General features: G+C 40.7%; 19 protein-coding genes. 13 read left to right on the top strand and 6 right to left on the bottom strand.

The features are described from left to right. Window positions 1–25: 25 nt before the first annotated feature. Window positions 26–961: a 50S ribosomal protein L3 N(5)-glutamine methyltransferase gene (prmB, locus tag PTRA_RS04920; protein WP_011327671.1), complete on the bottom strand. Its 936-nt coding sequence runs from the start codon at window positions 959–961 to the stop codon at window positions 26–28. A gap of 123 nt (window positions 962–1084) precedes the next feature. On the opposite strand from prmB, the gene smrB reads away from it, so the two are divergent. Together smrB and PTRA_RS04910 are read left to right on the top strand one after the other, a co-directional pair. Further along, complete coding sequence (gene smrB / locus PTRA_RS04915) at window positions 1085–1642, top strand: endonuclease SmrB (protein WP_058372911.1); 558 nt, start codon at window positions 1085–1087, stop codon at window positions 1640–1642. Between the two features lie 41 nt (window positions 1643–1683). Continuing rightward, window positions 1684–2607 (top strand): AEC family transporter, encoded by a 924-nt coding sequence (locus tag PTRA_RS04910; RefSeq protein ID WP_058372910.1) that lies wholly within the window; start codon window positions 1684–1686, stop codon window positions 2605–2607. Between the two features lie 28 nt (window positions 2608–2635). Here PTRA_RS04910 and sixA read toward each other — a convergent pair whose 3' ends face one another. Next, window positions 2636–3106, bottom strand: coding sequence for a phosphohistidine phosphatase SixA (sixA, locus tag PTRA_RS04905; RefSeq protein WP_058372909.1), 471 nt, complete (start codon window positions 3104–3106; stop codon window positions 2636–2638). Between the two features lie 192 nt (window positions 3107–3298). On the opposite strand from sixA, the gene PTRA_RS04900 reads away from it, so the two are divergent. Next, window positions 3299–6022, top strand: a complete 2724-nt coding sequence (locus tag PTRA_RS04900; RefSeq protein WP_058372908.1) for an insulinase family protein — start codon at window positions 3299–3301, stop codon at window positions 6020–6022. A 64-nt stretch (window positions 6023–6086) separates the two neighbouring features. After that, a complete protein-coding gene (locus tag PTRA_RS04895) occupies window positions 6087–8342 on the top strand; it encodes a sensor domain-containing protein (protein ID WP_058372907.1) in 2256 nt (751 codons plus the stop codon). A 42-nt stretch (window positions 8343–8384) separates the two neighbouring features. Here PTRA_RS04895 and PTRA_RS04890 read toward each other — a convergent pair whose 3' ends face one another. Then, window positions 8385–8624, bottom strand: coding sequence for a hypothetical protein (locus PTRA_RS04890; RefSeq protein ID WP_058372906.1), 240 nt, complete (start codon window positions 8622–8624; stop codon window positions 8385–8387). Window positions 8625–8719: 95 nt separating this feature from the next. Further along, a complete protein-coding gene (gene efpL / locus PTRA_RS04885) occupies window positions 8720–9292 on the bottom strand; it encodes an elongation factor P-like protein EfpL (protein WP_058372905.1) in 573 nt (190 codons plus the stop codon). Between the two features lie 192 nt (window positions 9293–9484). Here efpL and PTRA_RS04880 point away from each other — a divergent pair, with 192 nt between their 5' ends. Then, window positions 9485–9871: an MmcQ/YjbR family DNA-binding protein gene (locus PTRA_RS04880; RefSeq protein WP_011327657.1), complete on the top strand. Its 387-nt coding sequence runs from the start codon at window positions 9485–9487 to the stop codon at window positions 9869–9871. A gap of 329 nt (window positions 9872–10200) precedes the next feature. Here the strand turns inward: PTRA_RS04880 and fadJ are convergent, their stop codons facing one another. After that, window positions 10201–12390 carry a fatty acid oxidation complex subunit alpha FadJ gene (fadJ, locus tag PTRA_RS04875; protein ID WP_058372904.1) on the bottom strand — a complete coding sequence of 730 codons (2190 nt, stop codon included), beginning with the start codon at window positions 12388–12390 and terminating at the stop codon, window positions 10201–10203. Then, window positions 12390–13700, bottom strand: coding sequence for an acetyl-CoA C-acyltransferase FadI (gene fadI / locus PTRA_RS04870; protein ID WP_058372903.1), 1311 nt, complete (start codon window positions 13698–13700; stop codon window positions 12390–12392). Before fadI ends, fadJ begins: the two co-directional genes overlap by 1 nt. A gap of 328 nt (window positions 13701–14028) precedes the next feature. Between fadI and PTRA_RS04865 the strand changes: the two genes are divergently transcribed. The 8 genes from PTRA_RS04865 (at window position 14029) to PTRA_RS04830 (ending at window position 22241) form a co-directional block, all read left to right on the top strand. Then, on the top strand, window positions 14029–14985 hold the full coding sequence (locus tag PTRA_RS04865; RefSeq protein ID WP_058372902.1) for an AAA family ATPase: 957 nt from the start codon (window positions 14029–14031) through the stop codon (window positions 14983–14985). A gap of 3 nt (window positions 14986–14988) precedes the next feature. Beyond that, window positions 14989–15933 (top strand): DUF58 domain-containing protein, encoded by a 945-nt coding sequence (locus tag PTRA_RS04860; RefSeq protein ID WP_058372901.1) that lies wholly within the window; start codon window positions 14989–14991, stop codon window positions 15931–15933. 2 nt (window positions 15934–15935) lie between these two features. After that, window positions 15936–16370, top strand: a complete 435-nt coding sequence (locus PTRA_RS04855; protein ID WP_058372900.1) for a DUF4381 domain-containing protein — start codon at window positions 15936–15938, stop codon at window positions 16368–16370. Beyond that, a complete protein-coding gene (locus tag PTRA_RS04850; protein WP_058372899.1) occupies window positions 16363–17349 on the top strand; it encodes a vWA domain-containing protein in 987 nt (328 codons plus the stop codon). The genes PTRA_RS04855 and PTRA_RS04850 overlap by 8 nt, the downstream gene beginning before the upstream one ends. After that, complete coding sequence (locus tag PTRA_RS04845) at window positions 17349–19226, top strand: vWA domain-containing protein (protein ID WP_058372898.1); 1878 nt, start codon at window positions 17349–17351, stop codon at window positions 19224–19226. The genes PTRA_RS04850 and PTRA_RS04845 overlap by 1 nt, the downstream gene beginning before the upstream one ends. Further along, complete coding sequence (locus PTRA_RS04840; protein ID WP_058372897.1) at window positions 19220–20866, top strand: BatD family protein; 1647 nt, start codon at window positions 19220–19222, stop codon at window positions 20864–20866. Before PTRA_RS04845 ends, PTRA_RS04840 begins: the two co-directional genes overlap by 7 nt. Before the next feature lie 101 nt (window positions 20867–20967). Continuing rightward, window positions 20968–21483: a sigma-70 family RNA polymerase sigma factor gene (locus PTRA_RS04835; protein ID WP_231613562.1), complete on the top strand. Its 516-nt coding sequence runs from the start codon at window positions 20968–20970 to the stop codon at window positions 21481–21483. Next, window positions 21483–22241 carry a DUF3379 domain-containing protein gene (locus tag PTRA_RS04830; RefSeq protein WP_058372896.1) on the top strand — a complete coding sequence of 253 codons (759 nt, stop codon included), beginning with the start codon at window positions 21483–21485 and terminating at the stop codon, window positions 22239–22241. The genes PTRA_RS04835 and PTRA_RS04830 overlap by 1 nt, the downstream gene beginning before the upstream one ends. The last annotated feature ends 39 nt before the right edge of the window (window positions 22242–22280 follow it).

Genomic DNA, 22280 nt, shown 5'->3' with positions numbered 1-22280 from the left:
CATTTTCTATAAATGATATTGATTTTTATTGTGCAAAATACTCATCAAGTTGCTGTTTGCTAATAACAAACACACCTAAACCACCTTGTTCAAACTCCACCCATTCAAATGGCGCACCCGGATACAATGCATCCATATGTACCATAGAGTTACCGACCTCTACAAACAACAAACCATTTGCAGTAAGGTGCTTACTTGCTTCACTTAATATAGTACGGGTTACGTCTAGGCCGTCGTGGCCTGAAGCCAAACCAAGTTCTGGTTCATGATGAAACTCACGCGGTAAGTCGGCCATGTCCTCAGCATCAACGTACGGCGGGTTAGCTATGATCAGGTCATATGTTTGCCCTGGTACACCACTAAACACATCTGACTGAATTGGCAATACTCGTTCACTTAACTGGTAGTCTGTAATATTTATGTCGGCTACTTCTAAGGCTTCATAAGAAATATCAACCGCATCTACCTGCGCATTTTCAAACGCTTGTGCAAGTGCAATCGCGATACAACCAGAACCAGTACATAAATCTAAAATACGCTTAACCGACTCAGGCTCTTCAAGCCAGGGAGTAAAACGGTTATTAATTAACTCTGCAAATGGCGAACGTGGAATAAGCACGCGCTCGTCTACATAAAATGGCATATTAGCAAACCAAGCAATGTTGGTTAAATATGGCACTGGGGTAAAATCGTTAATACGCTCAGCAATTAAGCCCGCTAAGCTGTTTTTTTCTGTACTCGTTAAACGCGCATGCATTAATTCTTTCGGCGCATCTATTGGTAAGCTTAATGCGGGTAATAATAAATTTACCGCTTCGTCCCACGCATTATCAGTACCGTGACCAAAAAAAATACCACTGCTAGCAAATTGGCTTGTAGTCCAACGTAACCAGTCGTGTAAGGTTGAAAGTTCTGCTACAGCTTCTTCTAGCGTTGCTTCTTCTATTTGTAATTCACTCATGTGTATTGCCTGCCTGCTACTTTCAAAATTATTAATTCAATCGAGGCCACAATCGCCTCCCGATTGCCCTATTGTAACGCCTTTTATCTCGATTTTTACCCTTTTTTTGTTTAGACTGCCGCTATGAAAAAAGATCCTTATTCAAACAGCCCTATTAGCAATGATGACATTGACATGTTTCGTCAAAGCATCAGTGGTGCGCGCGTTTTTAAACAAGACACTCACCGCTTTACTAATAAGCCTAAAGTGTCACAAGCAAAGCAGTTTGCCCAGCAAAAAAAGCAACAACAGTCAGAATTCTTCTTTTCGGATGAATATATACCTGATATTGATACCAATGGTACGGTTAATTATGTACAAGATGGCCAAGACCGCTTTTTAGCTAAGCAACTTCGCCGTGGTGACTTTGTTCCAGATTTAACCCTAGATTTGCATGGCTTAAATAAAGAGTCTGCAAAGGATGAACTAGCTGGTTTGATCCACGAATGCAAAAAGAAACATTACTACTGTGCATGCATAATTCATGGTATTGGTGGGCATATACTCAGGCACAAAGTACCGCAGTATTTAGTACAACACCCCGATGTAATTGCAATGCACCAAGCACCGCTTGAATATGGTGGTAAAGGCGCTGTACTTATTTTAGTTAACTTACCGCAAAGCGATGAATTTAGGCGCTAAGTAACCACAGCTCTGGTTAAATACTATTAAAGGCGATATTAGTGTCTATTTTTTCAATTATATTTCCGCTGGTATTTATTGTTACTGCTGGTTTTATTAGCACTAAGTCACAGTTTTTAGAGCAACAACATATAACTGGCATTAGTAAATTTACCTTTTATATTAGTATTCCCGCTTTTTTATTTTTAAATATGGCGCAAGCTAACTTACACAATAGTGTGAGCATAAATGGCTTTTTGAGTTTTTATATTGCGGTTGTGGGTGTTTTTATAATTGGCGCTTTAATAGACCGGCTTTTAATTACTAAGCACAGTGATTATCAACGCCATAGCGTATTTGCTCTTGGCAGTAGCTATTCAAATACCGTACTGGTTGGCTTACCAATAATTATTGCAGCAATTGGCCGCGAAATGATTGGTATAGTGTTTATGATTATCACTTTTCATAGTGCGTTATTATTTACTCTCACCTTTTTACTGAGTGCAAAAAGCGAAAAAAGTGCGTTTTCGTGGCAACAGTTTGCCAAAAATATGCTGTTAAACCCTGTGGTACTTAGTATTAGCTTAGGATTATTGGCTAATGTTTTAGGCCTTACATTGCCACTGGATATTATTAATGGCTTAGATTTACTCTCACAACCCGCTATTGGCTGCGCGCTATTTGTGTTGGGTGCTAATTTAGCCTTTTATAAAATAAGCCAAAACTGGCAACCCGCACTAATCGCCACATTATTAAAGTTAGTATTGCTACCCTGCTTAGTATTATTGTTAGGCCGATTTGTGTTTATGCTAGAGCCGCAACTACTCAACGTACTTATATTATTAAGCGCATCGCCTTTAGGTGTTAATGCCTACCTTATTGCTAATCAAATAAAACAACACCAAGCAACGCTTGCCAGCACTGTGGTTATGTCGACCGTTTTAAGTGGTATAAGCTTTACGCTTTGGCTGGCATTTTTATTATAAAACCTAGCTATAAGCTAACTCACTGCAATTACACGTTACCCGGAGCATGAATGCTAAGGTATTCGCTGCGCTGGGTTTGCTCATTATAATTAATTACGGCAACTGCACCGGTATTAAAAATAGGCATATGGCCCACACATAACTGATCAACCAAATAACTTACTATGGGCATGTGCGCCACTACTAGCCAAGTATTACACGCAGGATGCGCCGCTATTAGCGTTTCGATGTAATCGGCTGCAATTTGCGGTTTACCTTCAGGTATAATGTCTTTGCAGGTTTCGCTAAATTTAAACGCGTTATTTTTAGCAACCCCTTTTGCTGTTTGTTGAGCTCTAATGTAAGGGCTAACTAACAGCGCATCGGGGGCATAGTTTTTTGCCAGCCACAGACCCATTTTTTCAGCTTCAATATGACCCTTTTGGGTTAACTGTCTTGCTGCATCATCGGCCTGCATTGGCGTTGCTTCGCCGTGGCGCATTATTAAGATTGTTTTCATAATAAATCAACCAATTAAAGAATATAAAACAGTAGCCAATTTGCCCGTTCTTCCGCTATATTAACAAGGTAACACTATTTATTTCTTAAATAGTTCTTTCATGATATTCAGGTAAATCTTATCGCTGTATTTCTCTGTCCTGAAGTTATCATCTGTTGTTAACAAGTAAACATTTAGTTTCAGGAGCATCATTTGAATATCAGTCGCAATGATAACAGAGCCTACCGCGCTCTAACACAGGACAATGGTCTAAAAGTACTCTTAGTGCAAGATAAAGATGCAACAAAAGCCGCTGCATCTATGGCTGTTAATGCAGGGCATTTTGACGACCCTGTTGATAGACAAGGCTTAGCACACTTTTTAGAGCACATGCTATTTTTAGGCACAGATCAATTTCCTGACTCAGGTAGCTTTAATAATTTTGTATCGCAAGCGGGCGGCAATACCAATGCCTGGACCGGAACTGAGCACACTTGTTACTTTTTTGACATTAATAATCAAGAATTTGAACATGCGCTAAAGCAATTTAGCCGGTTTTTTATTGCGCCATTATTAAATGCAGCAGAAACAGAAAAAGAACGTAACGCGATAGAAGCAGAGTTTAAATTAAAAATTAAAGACGACGGCCGTCGTATATACCAAGTACATAAAGAAACAGTTAATCCGGCTCACCCTTTCGCTAAGTTTTCGGTGGGTAACTTACAAACATTAGCCGACAGAGAGCGTTGTATTAGCGACGAGCTAAGAGACTTTTTTAAGCAGTTTTACCAAGCTCAATACATGACCTTGGTAATATGCGCTAATGAAGAGCTCGACACTCTTCAAGCATGGGTAAAACAATACTTTACTGCGATTTGTGGTAATGCCAAGCAACCAAAACCCGTAATTAGTGCACCGCTATACCGAGCGAAAGACCTAGGCAAACTGCTGCATATTGAACCCCACAAGCACATGCAAAAGCTTATAGTGAGCTTTGCAATGCCTAATATTGATGACTTTTATCGTCACAAAACAGTTAGCTTTATAGCCCATTTACTCGGTTATGAAGGTGCGGGCTCGTTATACTCTATTTTAAAACAGCAAGGCTGGATAAATGCACTTTCTGCCGGGGGTGGTATTAATGGCAGTAATTTTAAAGACTTTAATATTAGTATGGCGCTAACGGATGAAGGTATTGAATACTTTGAAGATATTATTGAAATGATCTTTGAATATATTTGCCTCATTAATAACAATATTGAACAACTGCCGCGCTTATACCAAGATAAAAAGAAGCTATTACAAATTGCCTTCGATAACCAAGAACAATCGCGCTTAATAGACTGGGTAAGTAACTTAAGCATTAATATGCAACATTACGATGAGCCAAACTACTTACAAGGCGACTATTTAATGGAAGGCTTTAAACACGCCACCCATAAAATGGCCATGCAATGGTTAAAGCCACACAATATGCGCTTGGTACTTATTCATCCTGGGGTTGAGCCTCAACATAAAGCCGCTTGGTATAATACACCTTACAAGGTTGAAAAAATTTCGACTAGTTGGCTCGATGCACTAAGTAATATTAATAAACCACTCAATGAAATGCGCTTACCCGTTGTTAATCCTTATTTAACCAAAGACGTTGAGCTGTTTGATATAATTGAGCCACAAACAAAACCTGAGCTAATAGTTTCAGAGCCTGGTTTTGATTTTTGGTTTAAACAAGACAACACCTTTCGCGTTGCCAAAGGTCACTTTTACTTGGCAATGGACTCAGACTTTGCAGTAAAAGATGTAAAGCACATGGCACTTACCCGCCTCTTTTCTGATTTATTTATGGATAGCGTTAGCGAGCAATTTTACCCTGCCGAACTTGCAGGGCTTAGTTATCACTTAACGTCTCATCAAGGTGGGTTAACACTGCATACAGCAGGGCTTTCATCAAGCCAGTTAGAGTTGGTTGATGAACTCATTGATGCTTTATTTAACGTAGAAATTTGCTCTAAACGTTTTGCCGAGTATAAAAAGCAATTAGTAAGGCATTGGCGTAACAGTAATCAAAATAAGCCCGTAGGTGAGCTGTTTAGTATGTTAGGCGCAAAAATAATGCCGTGGAATCCACAGCCAGACGAATTGGCTGACGCATTAAAAAACACGTGTTTTCAGCAGTTTAATGAATTTAGACAAGACTTTTTTAAAGCCCTGCATGTAGAGTCATTTTTACATGGTAACTGGCAACAAGCTGATGCTATTAGCTTTCAGAAAAAAGTAGCCGCGCACTTAAAAAGCGCCGCTGTAATAGCCGATTTAACACGACCATTATTTGAAATTAAAAAAGTAACCCGCTTTGAGTTAACGCTGCCTTGTAGTGATCATGCTATGCTTATTTATTATCAAGCGCAAACCGACTGTGTAAGTGAAAAAGTAAAAATGATGGCGTTAAATCACTTAATCAATCAAGACTACTTTAACGAACTGCGCACCACGCAACAGTTAGGCTATTTGGTTGGTGCCGGTTACGCGCCTTTTAATACCCGCGCAGGCATTGTTTTTTATGTGCAATCACCCAAGTTTGAAGCCAAAACAATACTACAGCGCCATAATAACTTTATTCATGACTATTTAACCAATATCGATAATTTAACCCCGCAAGATTGGTTACAACAAAAGCACGGCCTAACCACGCATATAGCCGAAGCAGATAAAAACCTGCGACTGCGCTCGCAACGATTATGGTTAGCTATTGGTAATCGCGACCACGAGTTTCATATGCAACAACGCCTGCTTGATGCATTAAATGCATTAACCCTTGCAGATATAAAAGCATACGCGCTAAGCCTTTTTAATAAAAATAGACCTAGGTATGAGTTTTTAAGCTCTACAAAGCCTAATAAAGCGCATAATCAAGCCCTTTACTCGCATTCTCTTTGACACTGAGTAACGCTTGATTTAGATTGTCATTTGAAAATTAAATGTTATAAAAACAATAAAAATAATGATCACAATAATAATAAAAATAAGCTTACTATTAGCCCTATTAGTTGCCTCGCATAGCCTATATGCCTTAGAGGCAACTTTTAACTTAAATTTAAATACCGTTGCAATTACGGCAAGCGCAATTATTGTGCTTGTTTTATGCTACATGCTAACGGTTATATATAAACTTAGGCGCTCTCGCTATCAGCTTATGCTTTCTGAACAACGCTTAAAAAGCACTGTTGAAGGCAGTGGCGATACTCTTTGGGATTGGAATATAAAAACCGGTAAAGTACTTCGAATTAACGATAAGTACTTAATGGATTCAATATTATCAACAGAGTTCCCGCCTAATAAAAGCCTTATTCACCCAAGCGACATTTCCCAAGTAGAGTATTTACTTAAAAAACACTTTGCTCAGCAAACTCCTTTTTTTGAAGCGACTTATCGGATTAAAGATCATTTTGGTGGATGGCTCTGGGTGCTCGATCGCGGCAAAATAATAGAAAAAGACACCAACCTTAGTCCCCTACGTATGACAGGCACAGTGCGCGATATTTCACAATTAAAGCTAACCGAAGAGCGCTTAAACCTTTTTGCAAAATGCGTTGAGTCGTTAACCGATGCCCTAGCCATTTACGATAAAAACTTTAAGTTAGTCGATATTAACCCCAGCTTTTTAACCTTATTTGGTGGCGTGCGCGAGCAGTACCTTAAAAAAGACTTTAACTTGCCCGGCTACGACAAAAGTTACATTAACACCATTAAAAAAACCGTATACCAGCGAGATAGCCTGCAACAAGAAGTTAAATTACGCAATAGTGCACATGTTTTATTACCCATTGAAATCTCGATTGATGATATTAGAAATGATCAAAACCAAATAACTAACTATGTCGTTGTATACTCTGATTTAACCGAGCGTAAAAAAGCCGAATCGCAACTGCATAACCTCTCCAATAGAGACCGCACCACCAACCTGCCTAACCGTAATTTGTTTTTTACCGACTTACAAAAATTAGGACAACTAAACTCGCACCATGCTTTGTTAGTATTCGATTTAGATAACTTTAAAAAAATAAACGACTCTTTAGGGCACCAACTAGGTGACAGCTTATTAGCTAAACTCGCTATGCGGCTAAATAAGCTCACTCGCGAGAATGACGTGTTTTATCGTTTAGGCGGCGATGAGTTTGCACTGGTAATGTCTGATACTAACGACATATATACGATTACCCGCACCGCTAAACAGTTTTTAGCTGCTATTGCTACACCTTTTAAAATGGCCGGACATGAGCTCGCCATTACCTCAAGCGTTGGCATTGTGTTGTTCCCTGAAGATGGCAATACCCCAGAACTACTATTAAAAAATGCTGACACCGCTATGTACCACGCTAAAAAGAAAGGTAATAGTTATCTGTTTTTTAATGACACCATGAACCGTGAAGCCGTAAAACGCCTGCAAATAGAAAACCTAATGCGCTTTGGTTTAAAAGAAAATCATTTTGCCGTGTATTACCAACCAAAAATGAATATTCATACTGGTAAACTTGTAGGAATGGAGGCATTAGTACGCTTTATCACGCCTAAAAAAGGCATTATTAGCCCGGGTGTTTTTATCCCAATAGCAGAAGAAACAGGGCAAATAATAGAAATTGGCGAAGTGGTTTTAAATAAAGCCTGTCGCGATGTAAAAGAGTGGCTTGATGCGGGCTTATTTAATGGCAGAGTTGCCGTGAACTTATCGGCTAAGCAGTTTAGTTTACCCGACCTAACAACACGTATTGATGTGATTTTACAAAAAAATGCATTGCCCTCTTACTTTTTAGAGCTAGAAATTACCGAAGGCACGGTAATGGACGATCCTAAAGATGCTATCGCAATAATGCGCTCACTCAGCGCCCGAGGTATTCATTTAGCAATGGACGACTTTGGTACCGGTTACTCTTCGCTGGCCTATTTAAAGCAGTTTCCGCTTAATACGCTCAAAGTTGATAAAGCCTTTATTGATGACATGAAAAACGAGCGAGGCCGCAATATGGTCGACTCAATTGTTACTATTGCCCATAACCTTGGCCTGCATGTGGTTGCAGAGGGCGTAGAGCAAGCATCGCAAATAGAAATACTCAAACAATTAAACTGTGAAACAGTACAAGGCTACTATTACTCTAAGCCGCTATCAAAAGATGAGTTTACCGAGTTTTTAAAACTCCAGCACAGTAAGTCTGTACCTAGTTTAATTAGCCCGATTAAAAAAGTGGCTGTTACTAATTAAAGTTAAAGTTAAAGTTAAAGTTAAAAACAGTAATAAAAATAGTTACGGACGCCATATACAAGGGTTAATACCTACACTTCGTAGTAATGCACGGCGGTAATGTAAATTAAACAAACACCATGCAACTGGGCCAAGTAAACCCGCTAACAACAGCCAACGCTTAACCGGCATGCCCTTTTTAATCGCCTCTAAATACATAATCGCTATAAACACCGCGCTTAATAAAACAAAAATCAAAGCAATACCTAAATTCTGTAAAAATAAGCCGCGTATTTTAACCATAAAATGACTATTTTTAAAGCTATGCACTTACTATTTGAATCCCAGCAATAAAAAAAGCCGAACAAGTCGGCTTTTTAATATACACAATTGGGCGCTTACTTTTCAGCACGGCCCATAAATTTATGCTCTGCAGTATTGATACGAATGCGATCGCCTGTAGAAATATGCTCAGGAACTGAAATATTTAATCCTGTAGACATACGCGCCGGCTTTGAGCGTGCACTCGCCGAAGCACCCTTAATAGATGGGTCGGTTTCTTCCACAACCAGTTCAACACTTGATGGCAAATCTAGGCCAACCGGTGCGCCATCTATTACAATAACGTGCACGCCTTGAGTTTCTTCATTTACGAACAAAATCTCTTCGCTAATCGCCTCTTTACTTAGGTTATATGGCGTGTAATCTTCGTTATCCATAAACACATACTCGTCACCATCAATGTACGAAAGCATAGCTTCACGACGCGTTAAATCAGCAAGTGTTAACATATCACTGTCTTTAAATGTTTCATCCACTTTGCTGCCCGTTACTACGTCGTATAAACGCATACGGTACAAACTACCACCAGCACGACCTTGTGGAACTGAGCGTACTATATCTTTTACAACTAAAACGCGACCATTAAAATCAATGGCTGTCCCTTTTTTAACTTCACTCGCCTTTGGCATGAATATATTCCTATTATTTTTGACTCTGAGAAACATACCACGAACTAGATTTTGTTCAACTAAAACTGCTTCAAAACCCCGCTATACCTTGGATTAACTCGTAAAATTATGATTTTTACAAAAATACATATAATCAAACATTAAAAAAACTGTTATGGTAGTTTCATCGAGTATGACTTCAAGGAATGGATCATGGACCAACAAACTGTACATGAGTATTTAGTTAACAAACCACTAGTTAAAGTAACCCAACCTTTTTCTAAAGAAGTTGATGTTTACAAGGTAAACCATAAAATGTTTGCCACCCTTGCACTGGGTAATGATGATAATAACGACGCCAATGGCGAGCCTATTTGGTGGTTAAATTTAAAATGTGACCCCGACGAAGCACTAGCATTAAGAGATATGTTTACTGCAGTGATCCCTGGCTATCATATGAATAAACGCCTTTGGAATACCATAATACTAGATGGCACAATCCCGCAAAACGAGATTAAGCGAATGATTGATAATTCATTTGATTTAGTGGTAGATAACATGCCAGAAAAAGATAAAAAAATTATCGCCGCCCATCTTTAAATATCCCATTTTATTTTAAATACGCTTGAAACACTTCAAGCGTATTTATTACTAGCATTTAGCCCCCCTAAAGCTAAACACAAACGCCCTGTTATATACCTACATGCTAAAACGACTTTCAAAAAATCTGTGCTTATAAAGCAATATCAACAACTTATAAAAACCACCTCTAAGCAATAGACAATACCCTCTAAAGCTATGGTTTATTACTTGGTGAGTTTAATAATTTGAGAGGTTAGTAAACTTCTTAACTATGCTTTCGCTTAAATAATTTAGCCATAAAAAAACCGCATATAAAATGCGGTTTTTATTAGTAAGTGCTAATTTGCTTATTCTTTAGCACTTGGCGCTGCAGCATCGTCAGTGGCTTGCTCTGCAGGCTCTGACTCACCTGTTGGCTCTGTGCTTGGCTGAGCGGCATAAAACTTAGCGCCTGACTCTGCCATTGCTACAAGGGTGTCGCAAGGAGTAAAAATTGCATTGCTACTGCCTAATGTAGACATATCTGAGCTTATTTTACTTGCGCCTAGTTTATCCATATAGCTAAATGGTCCGCCGAAGAACGGTGGAAAACCAATACCAAAAATAGCACCAATATCACCATCACGCGGGCTGGCAATAATGCCTTCGTCTAAACAACGAACCGCTTCATTAAGCATTTGTGCAATACAACGTTTGGCAATTTCGCTTTTATTTAAACGCGGAGCTGGGGTAACGTTAAGTAGTTCGTAAATTGACTCGTCAACCTTTTTGCCTTTTTTATCGTACTCATAAAAGCCATGACCAGTTTTACGACCAAGGCGTTTTGACTCTATCATACGAGTAAATGCATCGGGTGCTTTAAAACGCTCGCCTAGCTCTTTTTCTAAAATTGGCGCAATTTTAGAACCAATATCAATACCTACTTCATCAAGTAATGCCAGTGGGCCTACCGGAAAACCAAACTCAACTAAAGCTGCATCAATTTTTTCAATTGGCTCGCCTGCTAGCATTAAGTTAGCTGCTTCGTTTAAGTAAGGCGCTAAAATACGGTTTACATAAAAGCCAGCGGTATCTTTTACTACAATAGGTGTTTTACCTTGCTTGCGCGCAAAGTTTACCACACGAGTAATGGTCTCTTTTGAGGTGCCGGCGTGTGGAATAATTTCTACCAGTGGCATTTTTTCTACTGGTGAAAAGTAATGTAAACCAATCACGTTTTCAGGGCGCTGAGCTTGAGCTGCAATTTGCGAAATAGGTAATGACGAGGTATTACTCGCAAAAATAGTATTTTCTTGGCATTCACGCTCTATATCAGCAACCATGCCTTGTTTAAGCTCAAGATCTTCAAATACCGCTTCAATTACTAAATCTATATTTTTAAAACCGCTGTAATCGGTAGCGCCTGTAATACGGCTCATTGTTAGCTGCATATCGGCTTTAGACATAATACGGCGCTTTAAGCGCTTATCTAAAATTTTATAGGTGTAGCTCATTGCATTACTAATGCCCTGCTCTGCTACATCTTTAATACGTACCGGTACTTTAGCTTTAACGGCACTTACGTGCGCAATACCTGCGCCCATTAGTCCGCCACCTAACACTGCGGTTTTGTTAATTGCTGGTGCGTCACCGTTGCGCCAGTCTTTCTTCATTTCTGTGGTTGCAAAAAACACACTGCGCAGCGCTTTTGATTCGTCGCTCATTACCAGCGTTGCAAAGCTTTCAGCTTCGGTTTTATACGCTTTTAGCTTATCGAGCTCTACGCTTGCACGTACTGCTTTAATAATTAAAAGTGGCGCAGGGTAATGTCCGCCCGTTTGTTTAATGACGTTTTCTTTTGCTTTTTTAAAGATAAAGTTACGACCAAACGGGTTTGACTCTAGCAGCTTGCTCACGGTGTCGAGTTTTGGCTCTTTAGTTGGTGCTTTGCCTTTAGCAGCAAATTCTTTCGCTACTTTTAATAGCACGCTATGTGGTACGCAATCATCTAATACACCGGCTTTTTTAGCTTGCTGTGCACGAATTTGCTTACCGGTTAGCATCCATTCTAAGCCTTTTTGAATACCAATTATTTTAGTTAAACGCTGAGTACCGCCGCCACCAGGTAATAAACCTAATTGCACTTCTGGCAAACCAATTATAGTAATGCCACTGTCGGTGCCTACGCGGTAATCACAGGCTAATGCAAACTCTAATCCGCCACCTAAAGCTGCACCATGAATAGCACTAACCGTAGTAAAAGGCAGGTTTTCCATGTCAAAAAATGCATGATGACATAACTCGCTAATAGCTAAAGCATCTTCACGCTTTTGCACACTATCAAGCATTTTAACGTCAGCGCCAGCAATAAAGTTATCACTTTTACCACTAATAAATACCATGCCTTTTACAGACTGCTGCTTAGCTTCGGCTAGTAAGGCTTTTAAATCATCGGCAAAACTACTGCGCAGGGTATTCATTTTTTCGCCCTGCACATCTATAGTTACTACGGCGATTTTATTTTCATCAACCGTTAAATTAAATACTGAATCTGACATTACGCACTCTCCAATACAAAAGCTGCACCTAAACCACCTGCAGCACAGGCTGTTGTTAATGCTAAACCGCCACCACGACGCTTAAGCTCGTATAAGCTTTGCGTAATTAAGCGAGCACCGGTTGCTGCAAATGGATGTCCATAAGCAAGCGATCCACCTAATACGTTAAACTTATCCATGTTAATTTCGCCAATCGCTTTGCTGCGACCTAAGTGCTCTTGCGCAAACTTATCTGAGGCAAACATTTTCATGTTAGCGAGTGTTTGCGATGCAAACGCTTCGTGCATTTCTATTAAGTCTAGGTCGGCAAGGGTAATACCCGCTCTATCTAGCGCGATAGGCGTGGCATGAGCTGGACCCATAAGCATATCTTTTTCAACACCAATGGCTGAAAACGCAAAACTGCGTACATAACCAAGAATTTCGTAACCCAGTGCTTTTGCTTTGCTTTCGCTCATCATTAATACCGCGGCTGCACCGTCGGTTAATGGAGTGGCGTTTGCTGCAGTTACTGTACCGTGTTGGCGGTCAAATACTGGCTTAAGCTTAGCGTAGCCTTCAACCGTTGAGTTTTTACGAATGTTGTTATCTTCATCAATAAAGCTTTTATATGGCGGTAAGTGCGCCGTCATTACTTCATCTTTTAATTTGCCATCAGCCCATGCTTGGGTTGCTAATGAATGCGAGCGATGCGCTAATGCATCTTGATCTTCACGGCTAATGTTATGTGTTTTAGCCATTTGCTCAGCAGTTTGCCCCATTGAAAGGCCTGTTGAGTACTCTGCAACCGCAGGAGGCACTGGCAATAAGTCTTTTAAACGCAGTTTTGAAAATATTTTTAAGCGCTGACCAAGCGTACGCGCTTTATTTAAGTCAACTAAGCTGCCTGCTAGCTTTTTACTAACACCGATTGGCAATACTGAAGACGAATCTGCGCCGCCCGCAATACCTACAGTAACAGAGCCCGCCATAATCGACTCAGCAACGTTGGCAATAGCCTGAAAACTAGTCGCACAGGCGCGTGATACTGAATAGGCATCAACCGATACTGGCATGCCAGTACCTAATACAATTTCGCGTGCTATATTTGGTGCTTCTGGCATTTGTACTACTTGACCAAATACAAGTTGATCAATTTCTGACTTGTTGAAATTTAATCGCTCAAGCATTTCGTTAACCACAAGTTTACCCATATCAAGTGCAGGTACATGGTGGAACGCTGTTGCTTGCTTGGCAAAAGGTGTACGTAGGCCGCTAACTATGGCTATACGATCGCCCTTTGATGTTTTAAGTATGTTTTGCTCAGACATTAATTATGCTCCCGCTGACAGGTCTGACCTGTTTGTTTTACTCGATTCTAAACAACCCGTGTACTAAAGCCAATAGATAAACTGAAATTTATCGATTAGTAGGCAAATAAAATTCTCTAAAACCCACTATATAAGTACTACAATAGGCTTTTTTAGACGCATTTACAAAGTTTTGTGATAGGCTAAAAGTCGTTAATAAATAACGAACTATTTTTAAAAATACAGTCTAACTCTTGAGTTATCCAATTTTAAACCTTATAACTAGGTCAGTATTTCGTACCCAAATAACTTTGGTATTATTCCAGCTGACGAGGACAGTCTATTTATTATGGCAGCTAACGCATTTTCACAATTAAAAACGTACTTAGATACACAAATTATTGGCCAGCCAGAGCTTACTCAAGCGCTACTTATTACCATTTTAGCTGACGGCCACTTATTAGTAGAAGGCCCTCCTGGCCTTGCAAAAACGCGCGCTGTAAACGCCTTAGCTAAAGGCATTGAAGGCTCGTTTCAGCGGGTGCAATTTACGCCCGACTTGCTCCCTGCCGATATTACCGGTACTGATATTTATCGTCAGCAAACCAGTGAGTTTGTATTTGAAAAAGGCCCGCTATTTCATAACCTTATTTTAGCTGATGAAATAAACCGTGCCCCTGCTAAAGTACAATCAGCTTTATTAGAAGCCATGGCAGAGCGCCAAGTAACGGTAGGTAAAAACACTTATCCGCTAAGTGACCTATTTTTAGTAATGGCCACGCAAAACCCGCTAGAGCAAGAAGGCACTTACCCGCTTCCTGAAGCGCAGCTTGACCGCTTTTTACTGCATTTGAGTATAGGTTACCCTGGTGCAGAGCACGAATTAGACATACTGCGTTTAACCCGAGGCGAAGCATTAAACGAGCAACCAGCAGTAATGCAAAAAATTAGTCAAAGCGATTTATTTGCCGGTCGTAAAGCTATTTTAGGCCTATATTTAGCACCACCACTTGAGCAGTATTTAGTGCAGCTTATTATAGCTACTCGTGAAGGCGCTAAATTAGACGCACAACTAGGTAGCTGGATTGAGTTCGGTGCTAGTCCACGTGCCACTATTGCCCTTGATAAATGTGCCCGTGCGCATGCTTGGTTGCAAGGCCGCGATTTTGTAGCGCCCGACGATATTCAGGCAGTAGTACATAATGTATTGCGCCATCGTATTATTTTAAGTTACGAAGCCCAAGCCGATGGCATTACTAAAGATCAGGTAATTAGCCGTATTGTTGAACTTGTAGCCGTACCGTAACTTATGCAAACACCATTAGATCCCCAAGCATGGCTTGCACAAAGCCATAGCCACGGTGTTAATTTAGCGCTTAAAGAGCTGATGTATTACAAAGTCAAAGCGCAATTGCTGGAACTGGCTCCTAAAGTAAAAATTAAAAACACCTTAACCGGGCAATACCTTGCGCCGCATAAAGGCCGTGGTATGGAGTTTGCCGAAGTACGCCACTATCAACAAGGCGACGATATTCGCTCTATTGATTGGCGTGTAACTGCGCGCACTGGCGAAACACACACTAAGCTTTTTCAAGAAGAGAAAGAGCGCCCGGTGTTTATTTTTACTGATTTTTCAAACTCGATGCTATTTGGATCGCAGTTGTTATTAAAATCGGTGCAAGCCGCGCACATTAGCGCATTAGTTGCTTGGTCGGCCTGCCAACGTGGTGACCGTATTGGTGGTATTGTATTTAATCAGCACTCTCATTTAGAGCTCAAGCCCAGCGCCCGTGAAAAAGCGGTATTAAAGCTGTGTCATAATTTATGCGATAGCCACCAGCAAGCCCTAAACGCAATTGACGAGCAAGCTACTAACAACTTTAGCGATAATTTAAAGCGCCTTAACCATTTGGCTAAACCCGGTAGTTTAGTGTATTTAATTTCTGACTTTAATGCCCTAGACGACGCCAGCTTTAAACAGCTCGAAATACTGAGCCGCCACTGCGAGCTAATTGGTTGCCACATAAGCGATCCATTTGAGCATCAGTTACCGGCATTTAAACAAGCCGTTACAGTAAGCGCCAATGGCCAAGACTTTGCCCTACCACTTATGGATAGCAGCTTTAGAGCGCGCTTTGCTAAAAATGCAGAACAGGCATTTAGCACACGCTTTAATCGCTTAACTAAATCGGGTCTTAATTTAATATCATTCAATGCAGCCACACCGCTTGAGCTGCAATTAGTGAGAAAATAACCATGCAAACGTCTCCACTTGATGGCCTACACGACATAATAGCGCCAAGCCAAGTAAATTGGTGGCCACTTGCCCCTGCTTGGTGGGTTATTATTGCCGTTTTGTTATTGCTGCTAAGCGCCGCAATTTATATGGCTTATAAACATTATAAATTTAAACAACCAAAACGCTTCGCGGTTAATTTAAGCCAACAGCACACTGATCCTCAGCAATTACATATTATTTTAAAACGCTTAGTCATTGCCTATTACGATAAACGCCTTGCTACGCAATCTACCAAGCAGTGGTGTAATACGCTTAACACACTAACCGGATTAAATTTTAACGAACAAGAAATTATCAGTGTTTATAATCTTGAGCAAAAAAATAGCGCGCTAGAAAGTAAGTTTCGCCAAGCAATTAAGCAATTTAAGTTAAAGGAAGCGGTTAATGTTTGAATTTAGCTGGCCATGGCTGTTTATATTACTCCCCCTGCCTTTCTTACTATTATTACTAAAACCGGCTGTAAACAACGCGCACACTCGACTGCGGATCCCAAGCTTTGCCAAACACAACTTAACCAGCCAAAGCATTGAAGCTCACGCACGGCGCTTAACTTCGTTCGAGTGGGTTATATGGCTTTTACTGGTAATAGCCGCGGCAAACCCCACTTGGTTAGATGATCCTATTTCAATGCCAAACGAAGGCCGCGATATAATGCTGGCGGTTGATTTATCTGGCTCTATGACCGAGCAAGACATGGCTTACAATGGCCAATATGTTGACCGCTTAACTATGGTTAAAGCGGTATTAACTGATTTTATAGAGCAGCGCCAAGGCGACAGGCTCGGCCTTATTTTATTTGGCGACACCGCCTTTTTACAAACCCCCCTTACGCGTGATGTAAAAACCGTGAGTAAAATGCTTTCTGAGGCCCAAATTGGTTTAGTTGGCCGCGCCACCGCCATTGGCGATGCTTTAGGGTTGTCGGTAAAACGTTTTGCAAACAAAGATAAAAGCAATCGTATTGTGGTACTGCTAACCGACGGGCAAAACACTGCGGGTAATTTAAAGCCCGAAGAAGCCCTACTGCTTGCCCGCGATGCCGGTATAAAAGTGTATACCATTGGCGTTGGCTCAGATAATCCTCGTGGGTTTAGTTTATTTAATATGGGCGGTATGAGCGGCGACACAATAGATGAGGGGTTATTAAAACGCATAGCTGAGCAAACTGGCGGTTTGTACTTTAGAGCTAAAGATGTAGCCGGTTTACAGCAAATTTATGCCGAACTAGACAAATTAGAGCCCATTAGTGTAGATGAGCAAACCTTTCGCCCGCAAAGCTCATTATTTTACTTGCCGTTATTAATCGCTATTTTGCTAATTAGCTTAAAAGTAATGTTAACAACCCTGCGCGCAATAAAGGAGCCTAACTAATGGATTTTGAATTTATTCGCCCTGCTATTTTATGGTTACTCATACCCGCAGTTGGATTATTTTTTGTTGCCTTAATTAAGCGCAAAAAAGCCAGCAATGAGCAGCTAATTGCACCGCATTTAGCACAGTTTATTATCAGCGACGCAAGCACTAAAACTAACCAGCCACTTTGTTTACTAGCGCTATTTTGTAGCTTAGGGATTATATTTAGTGCCGGCCCCAGCTTTGAAGAAAAACAAGTACCTGTGTTTCAAAGCAAAAACGCTCGCGTTATTGTTATGGACATGTCGTACTCTATGTACAGCACAGATATTTTACCAAATAGATTAATGCAGGCGCGTTTTAAAGCCCTCGATATGATTGATTTATTTAAAGAAGGCGACACAGCGCTCGTTGCCTATGCTGGCAGTGCTTATACCATTTCACCGCTAACCAACGACGCCACCACACTTGAAAACCTAATACCTAGCTTAAGCCCAGAAATAATGCCCGACAAAGGCTCTAATGTTTTAGCGGGTCTTGATATAGCAAAAGAGTTATTAGGGCAAGCCGGTTACCTAGACGGCGATATTATTTTAATAACCGACGGCATTGATCAGCAAGAGCAAAGTGAGGTGAGCACCTTTGCTAAAAACACCCAATACCGATTAAATATTTACGGTGTAGGCACTGCCCAAGGTGCGCCAATTAAATTACCCGAAGGCGGATTTTTAAAAGACCACTACGGGCAAATTGTAGTGCCGACTATTAATACCAGCCAACTAAAAAACTTAGCTACAAACAGCGGCGGTAAATTTGCCAGTTATCAGCCAAGTAGCGCCGACATTGCTGTTTTTGCACCTAGCGCTAATGGCGAATTATTAAAAGATGAAAAACAAAACCATGCGCTTTGGCGTATAGACGCCGGTATTTACGGCTTGTTACTGCTGCTACCTTTAAGCCTTTATTTATTTAGACGCGCGGCTTTGCTGAGTGTGTTTTTAGTGTTTAGCTTTTTACCACAACAAAATGCCTATGCCGTAGAGCTGCCCACTGTTTTAAAGAATACCGACCAGCGGGCACTTGATGCTTATAACAATAAAGATTATGAGCAAGCAATAACAGCCCAATCGAGCCAATTAAAAGGCGCTGCGCTTTATCAGCAAGGGAACTTTGAGGCCGCGGTTAATCAATTTAGTGATGATAAATCGGCAACCGGTTTTTATAACTTTGGTAACGCACTTGCTAAAGCAGGCAAGCTAGAGGAAGCAATTAATGCTTACCAACAAGCTCAAGCATTACGCCCTAACTTTACACAAGCCGCAGATAACCAAGCACTGGTTGAGCAATTACTGAATCAGCAGCAAGAGCAACAAAACCAAGACGGCGGCGAATCACAAGACGGGCAAAAAAGTGATGAGCAAAACCAACAGCAAAATTCTGATGAAGCCAAGCAAGATCAGCAACAAAATGATGAACAAGGCGAAGCGCAAAGCGACAGTGAAAAAAACAGTGACGATAAGTCGGATAAAGACTCTGAGCAAGCACAAGAGCAATCTGATCAGCAAAATAAACCTGACATGCAAGCTGAGTCGCAAAACGAGCAAAGTGAAAATCAACCGGCCGAACAGCCAAACGATAACGCCGAGCAACAAAGTGAGCCACAGGCTGTAAACGAAGCTGCGCCCGACGAGCAACAGCAAACTGCCGAGCAACAAGCGCAAGCAGTACAAGCCAGTGAGCTGACTAACGAAGAAAAAGAACAAGCACAGCAGCTTAACCAGCTGCTGCGAAAAGTGCCCGACGATCCCGCTATTTTATTACGGAATAAAATGCAATTAGAAGCCCAAAAAAGACAATATCAACGTCGCCCCACAGGAGTAGAAAAGTCATGGTAATGCGATTATTTTGCTGTTTATTGCTATTAAGTGCGATGCCATTGATGGCTGCCACCAAACTCGAAGCCAGTGTAAATAAAAACCCGGTGTTAGCGGGTGAGTTTTTTATTCTTAATATTACAGTAGACGACACAATTAAAGATGAACAACCCGATACCTCCATGCTGTTAAAAAGCTTTGTGGTTGGCCCTACTAGCTTAAGTACCCGCACCAATATTATAAATGGCAGCATGAACAAGCAAACCACTTGGTCGGTTAAGCTAATGACCCGCCGCGAAGGTGAATACACTATACCGTCGTTTACTGTTGCGGGGCTTAGCTCGCAGCCTATTACTTTAAAAGTAGCCAAGCGCGCAGCTGATGCCGATAAAAATAACGATATATTTTTAAAAACATCGCTCTCAAGTAAATCTTTGTTTGTACAAGAAGCCGGTGTTTATACGCTTAAACTTTATTTAGCCAAAGAGCTACTTGACGGCAGCTTAGGCACGCCAAGCATGGAAAATGCACAACTTAGCCAATTGGGTAAACAAACAGAGGATTATGAACTGGTTGACGGTAAACGTTATTTAGTAATTACCCGAGAGTATTTAATTCAGCCGCAAAAAAGTGGTGACTTCACTATTACCGGCCCTGCTTTTCAAGGCCGTGTGCAGCAAAATTACCGCCAGTTAGAAGTATCGGCGCTTGGCAATGATCAACAAATAGAAATAAAGCCTATACCAAGTAATTACAATGGCGCTTGGCTGCCTAGTGAGTTAGTAAGTTTAGATGAGCAATGGCAACCAGAGGATAATACAGTTGAGGTAGGCACTCCTATCACACGCACAATTACCTTAACGGCACTTGGTGTAACCAAAGAGCAACTCCCCGAAATATCAATGCCCGATATTACAGGGATCCGTAGCTACCCAGATCAAAAAGAAAATAACAATGCGGTGCGTAACGGCCGTGTAGTATCGCAGCAAATTGCCTCTTATGCTTTGTTACCACAAACACCCGGCACTTATACGTTGCCCGAAATAAAACTGCCCTGGTATAACACTAAAATAAATCGTATTAGCTTTGCCACTTTACCAGAGCGCACTATTACTGTGATCCCTAGTAGCAATGCTGCTAATCCTGTGATTATAAATGATTCGAAAAATACCAATAACCAAGCAGCAGGACAAAATAGTGTAGATGCAACTAACCCACAGCAAATACAAAGCTCAGCACCATTATGGTTAATAGTTGTTGCTGTACTGGGCTATTTATTATGGATTGTGACTGCAATTTTTTATTGGGTAAGCCGTTCTACTCAGAATGCGCATGTAGCAACTACAACTGATAAAACGCCCGCGCTGCCTAGTTTGAAAAACTTATTACATGCAGCAAATAAAAACGATGCAAAAATGTTTTATAGCGCATTAAATATATATGCAAAAACAGTAACTAAGCAAAATATGGGCGCTATTGATACTTTATGCCGTGCTATTAATGATGCAGAACTAACTAATAATGTGATGCAGTTACAAACACAATTATACAGTAATAAAAAAACAACCAGCGATCTTACAGCTATAGTTAAATTACTTAAAAAGTATCAGGCTCAAACATTAAAGTCGCAACAAGCTGTATTAAAAGACCTTTACCATTAAATTTTAATGCGTGTAGACCTTTTATTATATTAAATAATATTTCACTAAAAAAAGAACTTATGTTTGGAAATAAAAAATCGAATAATCAGGTCTTAATTGATATGGCACAAAAGCAAAAGCGCTACGAAGCCTTGGTTCATGTTTACCATAAAGAGCTTTACCGCTTTGCCTATTGGTTATGCCGTGATCCACACATTGCCGATGACTTAGTACAAGAAACTTTTTTGCGTGCCTGGCGCTCGCTCGACTCTTTGCTGGATCAAAAAGCAGCAAAGTCGTGGTTACTTACGATTTTACGTCGCGAAAACGCGCGACGATTTGAGCGCAAACAATTTGATTATAGCGATATAGAAGATGAATTATTGGTTGATGAAAGCAGCCACTCTTTAGACGATGAAATGGAGCAAACTGTTATTCAGCGCCAAATTGCACTCTTGCCTGATGAATACAAAGAGCCGTTATTACTGCAAGTAGTAATGGGCTGCTCAGGCGAAGAAATTGCAAATATACTCGATTTAAATAAAAACACGGTAATGACACGTCTCTACCGTGCTAGAAACCAACTTAAAGAGGCTTTAAGCCGTGATGATGAGCAACTTAAAGGGGCATCAAAATAATGGATGAGCTTGAGTTTCGTCGCCGCACTATTGCGCAGCCAAACGATATTGATAATGAGCTTACCGAGTTTGCTAAAGACAACTCAGAGCGACAGCGGTTTATTAACGACATGAAAGATTTTGATAAATACTTACAAAGTGCAGCTAATGACGTTCCGGTACCTGAAAACCTAGCCGAGCGAATTCTTTTAAACACCTCTTTAAAAGAAAAAGCACAGCAACAAGCGCAAATACCGGCTAATAAAAATGTTATTGCATCGCGATCGCGATTTAAATTTGACCGAGTACATTTAGCCCTAGCCGCTTCATTTGTTGTTACTATAAGTGCATTCTTTTTTAGTTCTGGGCAAAATACCCCCTATGGCGCAGGTGAGCATGCTTTAGCTCACGTTTATCACGAGATAAATTCTCTCGATAAAACACAAGCAATTAGCCTGCAAAGCGTGAATGAAAAGCTCGCCTTACTTGGCGGACAATTAAGTGAGCTACCCGGTAAAATTACTTACGCTATGTTTTGTGACTTTAAAGGGGAGAAAGGCATACATTTAGTGTTTGAATCTGACTTTGGCCCTATGACGGTATTTATTGTGCCGACTAAAAATAAAGTGTTTGAAATGGGCTCTGACGATTTTCATGATGACAGATTTGAAGGCCATATTAATAGAGGCCAACAAGCCGATACCGTATTAATTGCCAGCTTAGGTGCGCCGGTAAATATGTATAATGAACGTGTTTCTGGCGCTATTCGCTGGCTTTAACCTTGTAGCTTATTGCACCGCTTAGACCTGCTAAGCGGT

This window comes from Pseudoalteromonas translucida KMM 520, assembly GCF_001465295.1.
Classification (GTDB): Bacteria; Pseudomonadota; Gammaproteobacteria; order Enterobacterales; family Alteromonadaceae; genus Pseudoalteromonas; species Pseudoalteromonas translucida.
The sequence above is the reverse complement of the archived record's forward strand: the minus strand, read 5'-3'. Positions and strand labels throughout refer to the sequence as shown.

Bases quoted from the DNA above. Each gene is read 5' to 3' on its own strand.
- prmB (WP_011327671.1), bottom strand. From the start codon at position 961: ATGAGTGAATTACAAATAGAAGAAGCAACGCTAGAAGAAGCTGTAGCA.
- smrB (WP_058372911.1), top strand. From the start codon at position 1,085: ATGAAAAAAGATCCTTATTCAAACAGCCCTATTAGCAATGATGACATT.
- sixA (WP_058372909.1), bottom strand. From the start codon at position 3,106: ATGAAAACAATCTTAATAATGCGCCACGGCGAAGCAACGCCAATGCAG.
- PTRA_RS04895 (WP_058372907.1), top strand. From the start codon at position 6,087: ATGATCACAATAATAATAAAAATAAGCTTACTATTAGCCCTATTAGTT.
- PTRA_RS04890 (WP_058372906.1), bottom strand. From the start codon at position 8,624: ATGGTTAAAATACGCGGCTTATTTTTACAGAATTTAGGTATTGCTTTG.
- efpL (WP_058372905.1), bottom strand. From the start codon at position 9,292: ATGCCAAAGGCGAGTGAAGTTAAAAAAGGGACAGCCATTGATTTTAAT.
- PTRA_RS04880 (WP_011327657.1), top strand. From the start codon at position 9,485: ATGGACCAACAAACTGTACATGAGTATTTAGTTAACAAACCACTAGTT.
- fadJ (WP_058372904.1), bottom strand. From the start codon at position 12,390: ATGTCAGATTCAGTATTTAATTTAACGGTTGATGAAAATAAAATCGCC.
- fadI (WP_058372903.1), bottom strand. From the start codon at position 13,700: ATGTCTGAGCAAAACATACTTAAAACATCAAAGGGCGATCGTATAGCC.
- PTRA_RS04865 (WP_058372902.1), top strand. From the start codon at position 14,029: ATGGCAGCTAACGCATTTTCACAATTAAAAACGTACTTAGATACACAA.
- PTRA_RS04860 (WP_058372901.1), top strand. From the start codon at position 14,989: ATGCAAACACCATTAGATCCCCAAGCATGGCTTGCACAAAGCCATAGC.
- PTRA_RS04855 (WP_058372900.1), top strand. From the start codon at position 15,936: ATGCAAACGTCTCCACTTGATGGCCTACACGACATAATAGCGCCAAGC.
- PTRA_RS04850 (WP_058372899.1), top strand. From the start codon at position 16,363: ATGTTTGAATTTAGCTGGCCATGGCTGTTTATATTACTCCCCCTGCCT.
- PTRA_RS04845 (WP_058372898.1), top strand. From the start codon at position 17,349: ATGGATTTTGAATTTATTCGCCCTGCTATTTTATGGTTACTCATACCC.
- PTRA_RS04840 (WP_058372897.1), top strand. From the start codon at position 19,220: ATGGTAATGCGATTATTTTGCTGTTTATTGCTATTAAGTGCGATGCCA.
- PTRA_RS04835 (WP_231613562.1), top strand. From the start codon at position 20,968: ATGGCACAAAAGCAAAAGCGCTACGAAGCCTTGGTTCATGTTTACCAT.
- PTRA_RS04830 (WP_058372896.1), top strand. From the start codon at position 21,483: ATGGATGAGCTTGAGTTTCGTCGCCGCACTATTGCGCAGCCAAACGAT.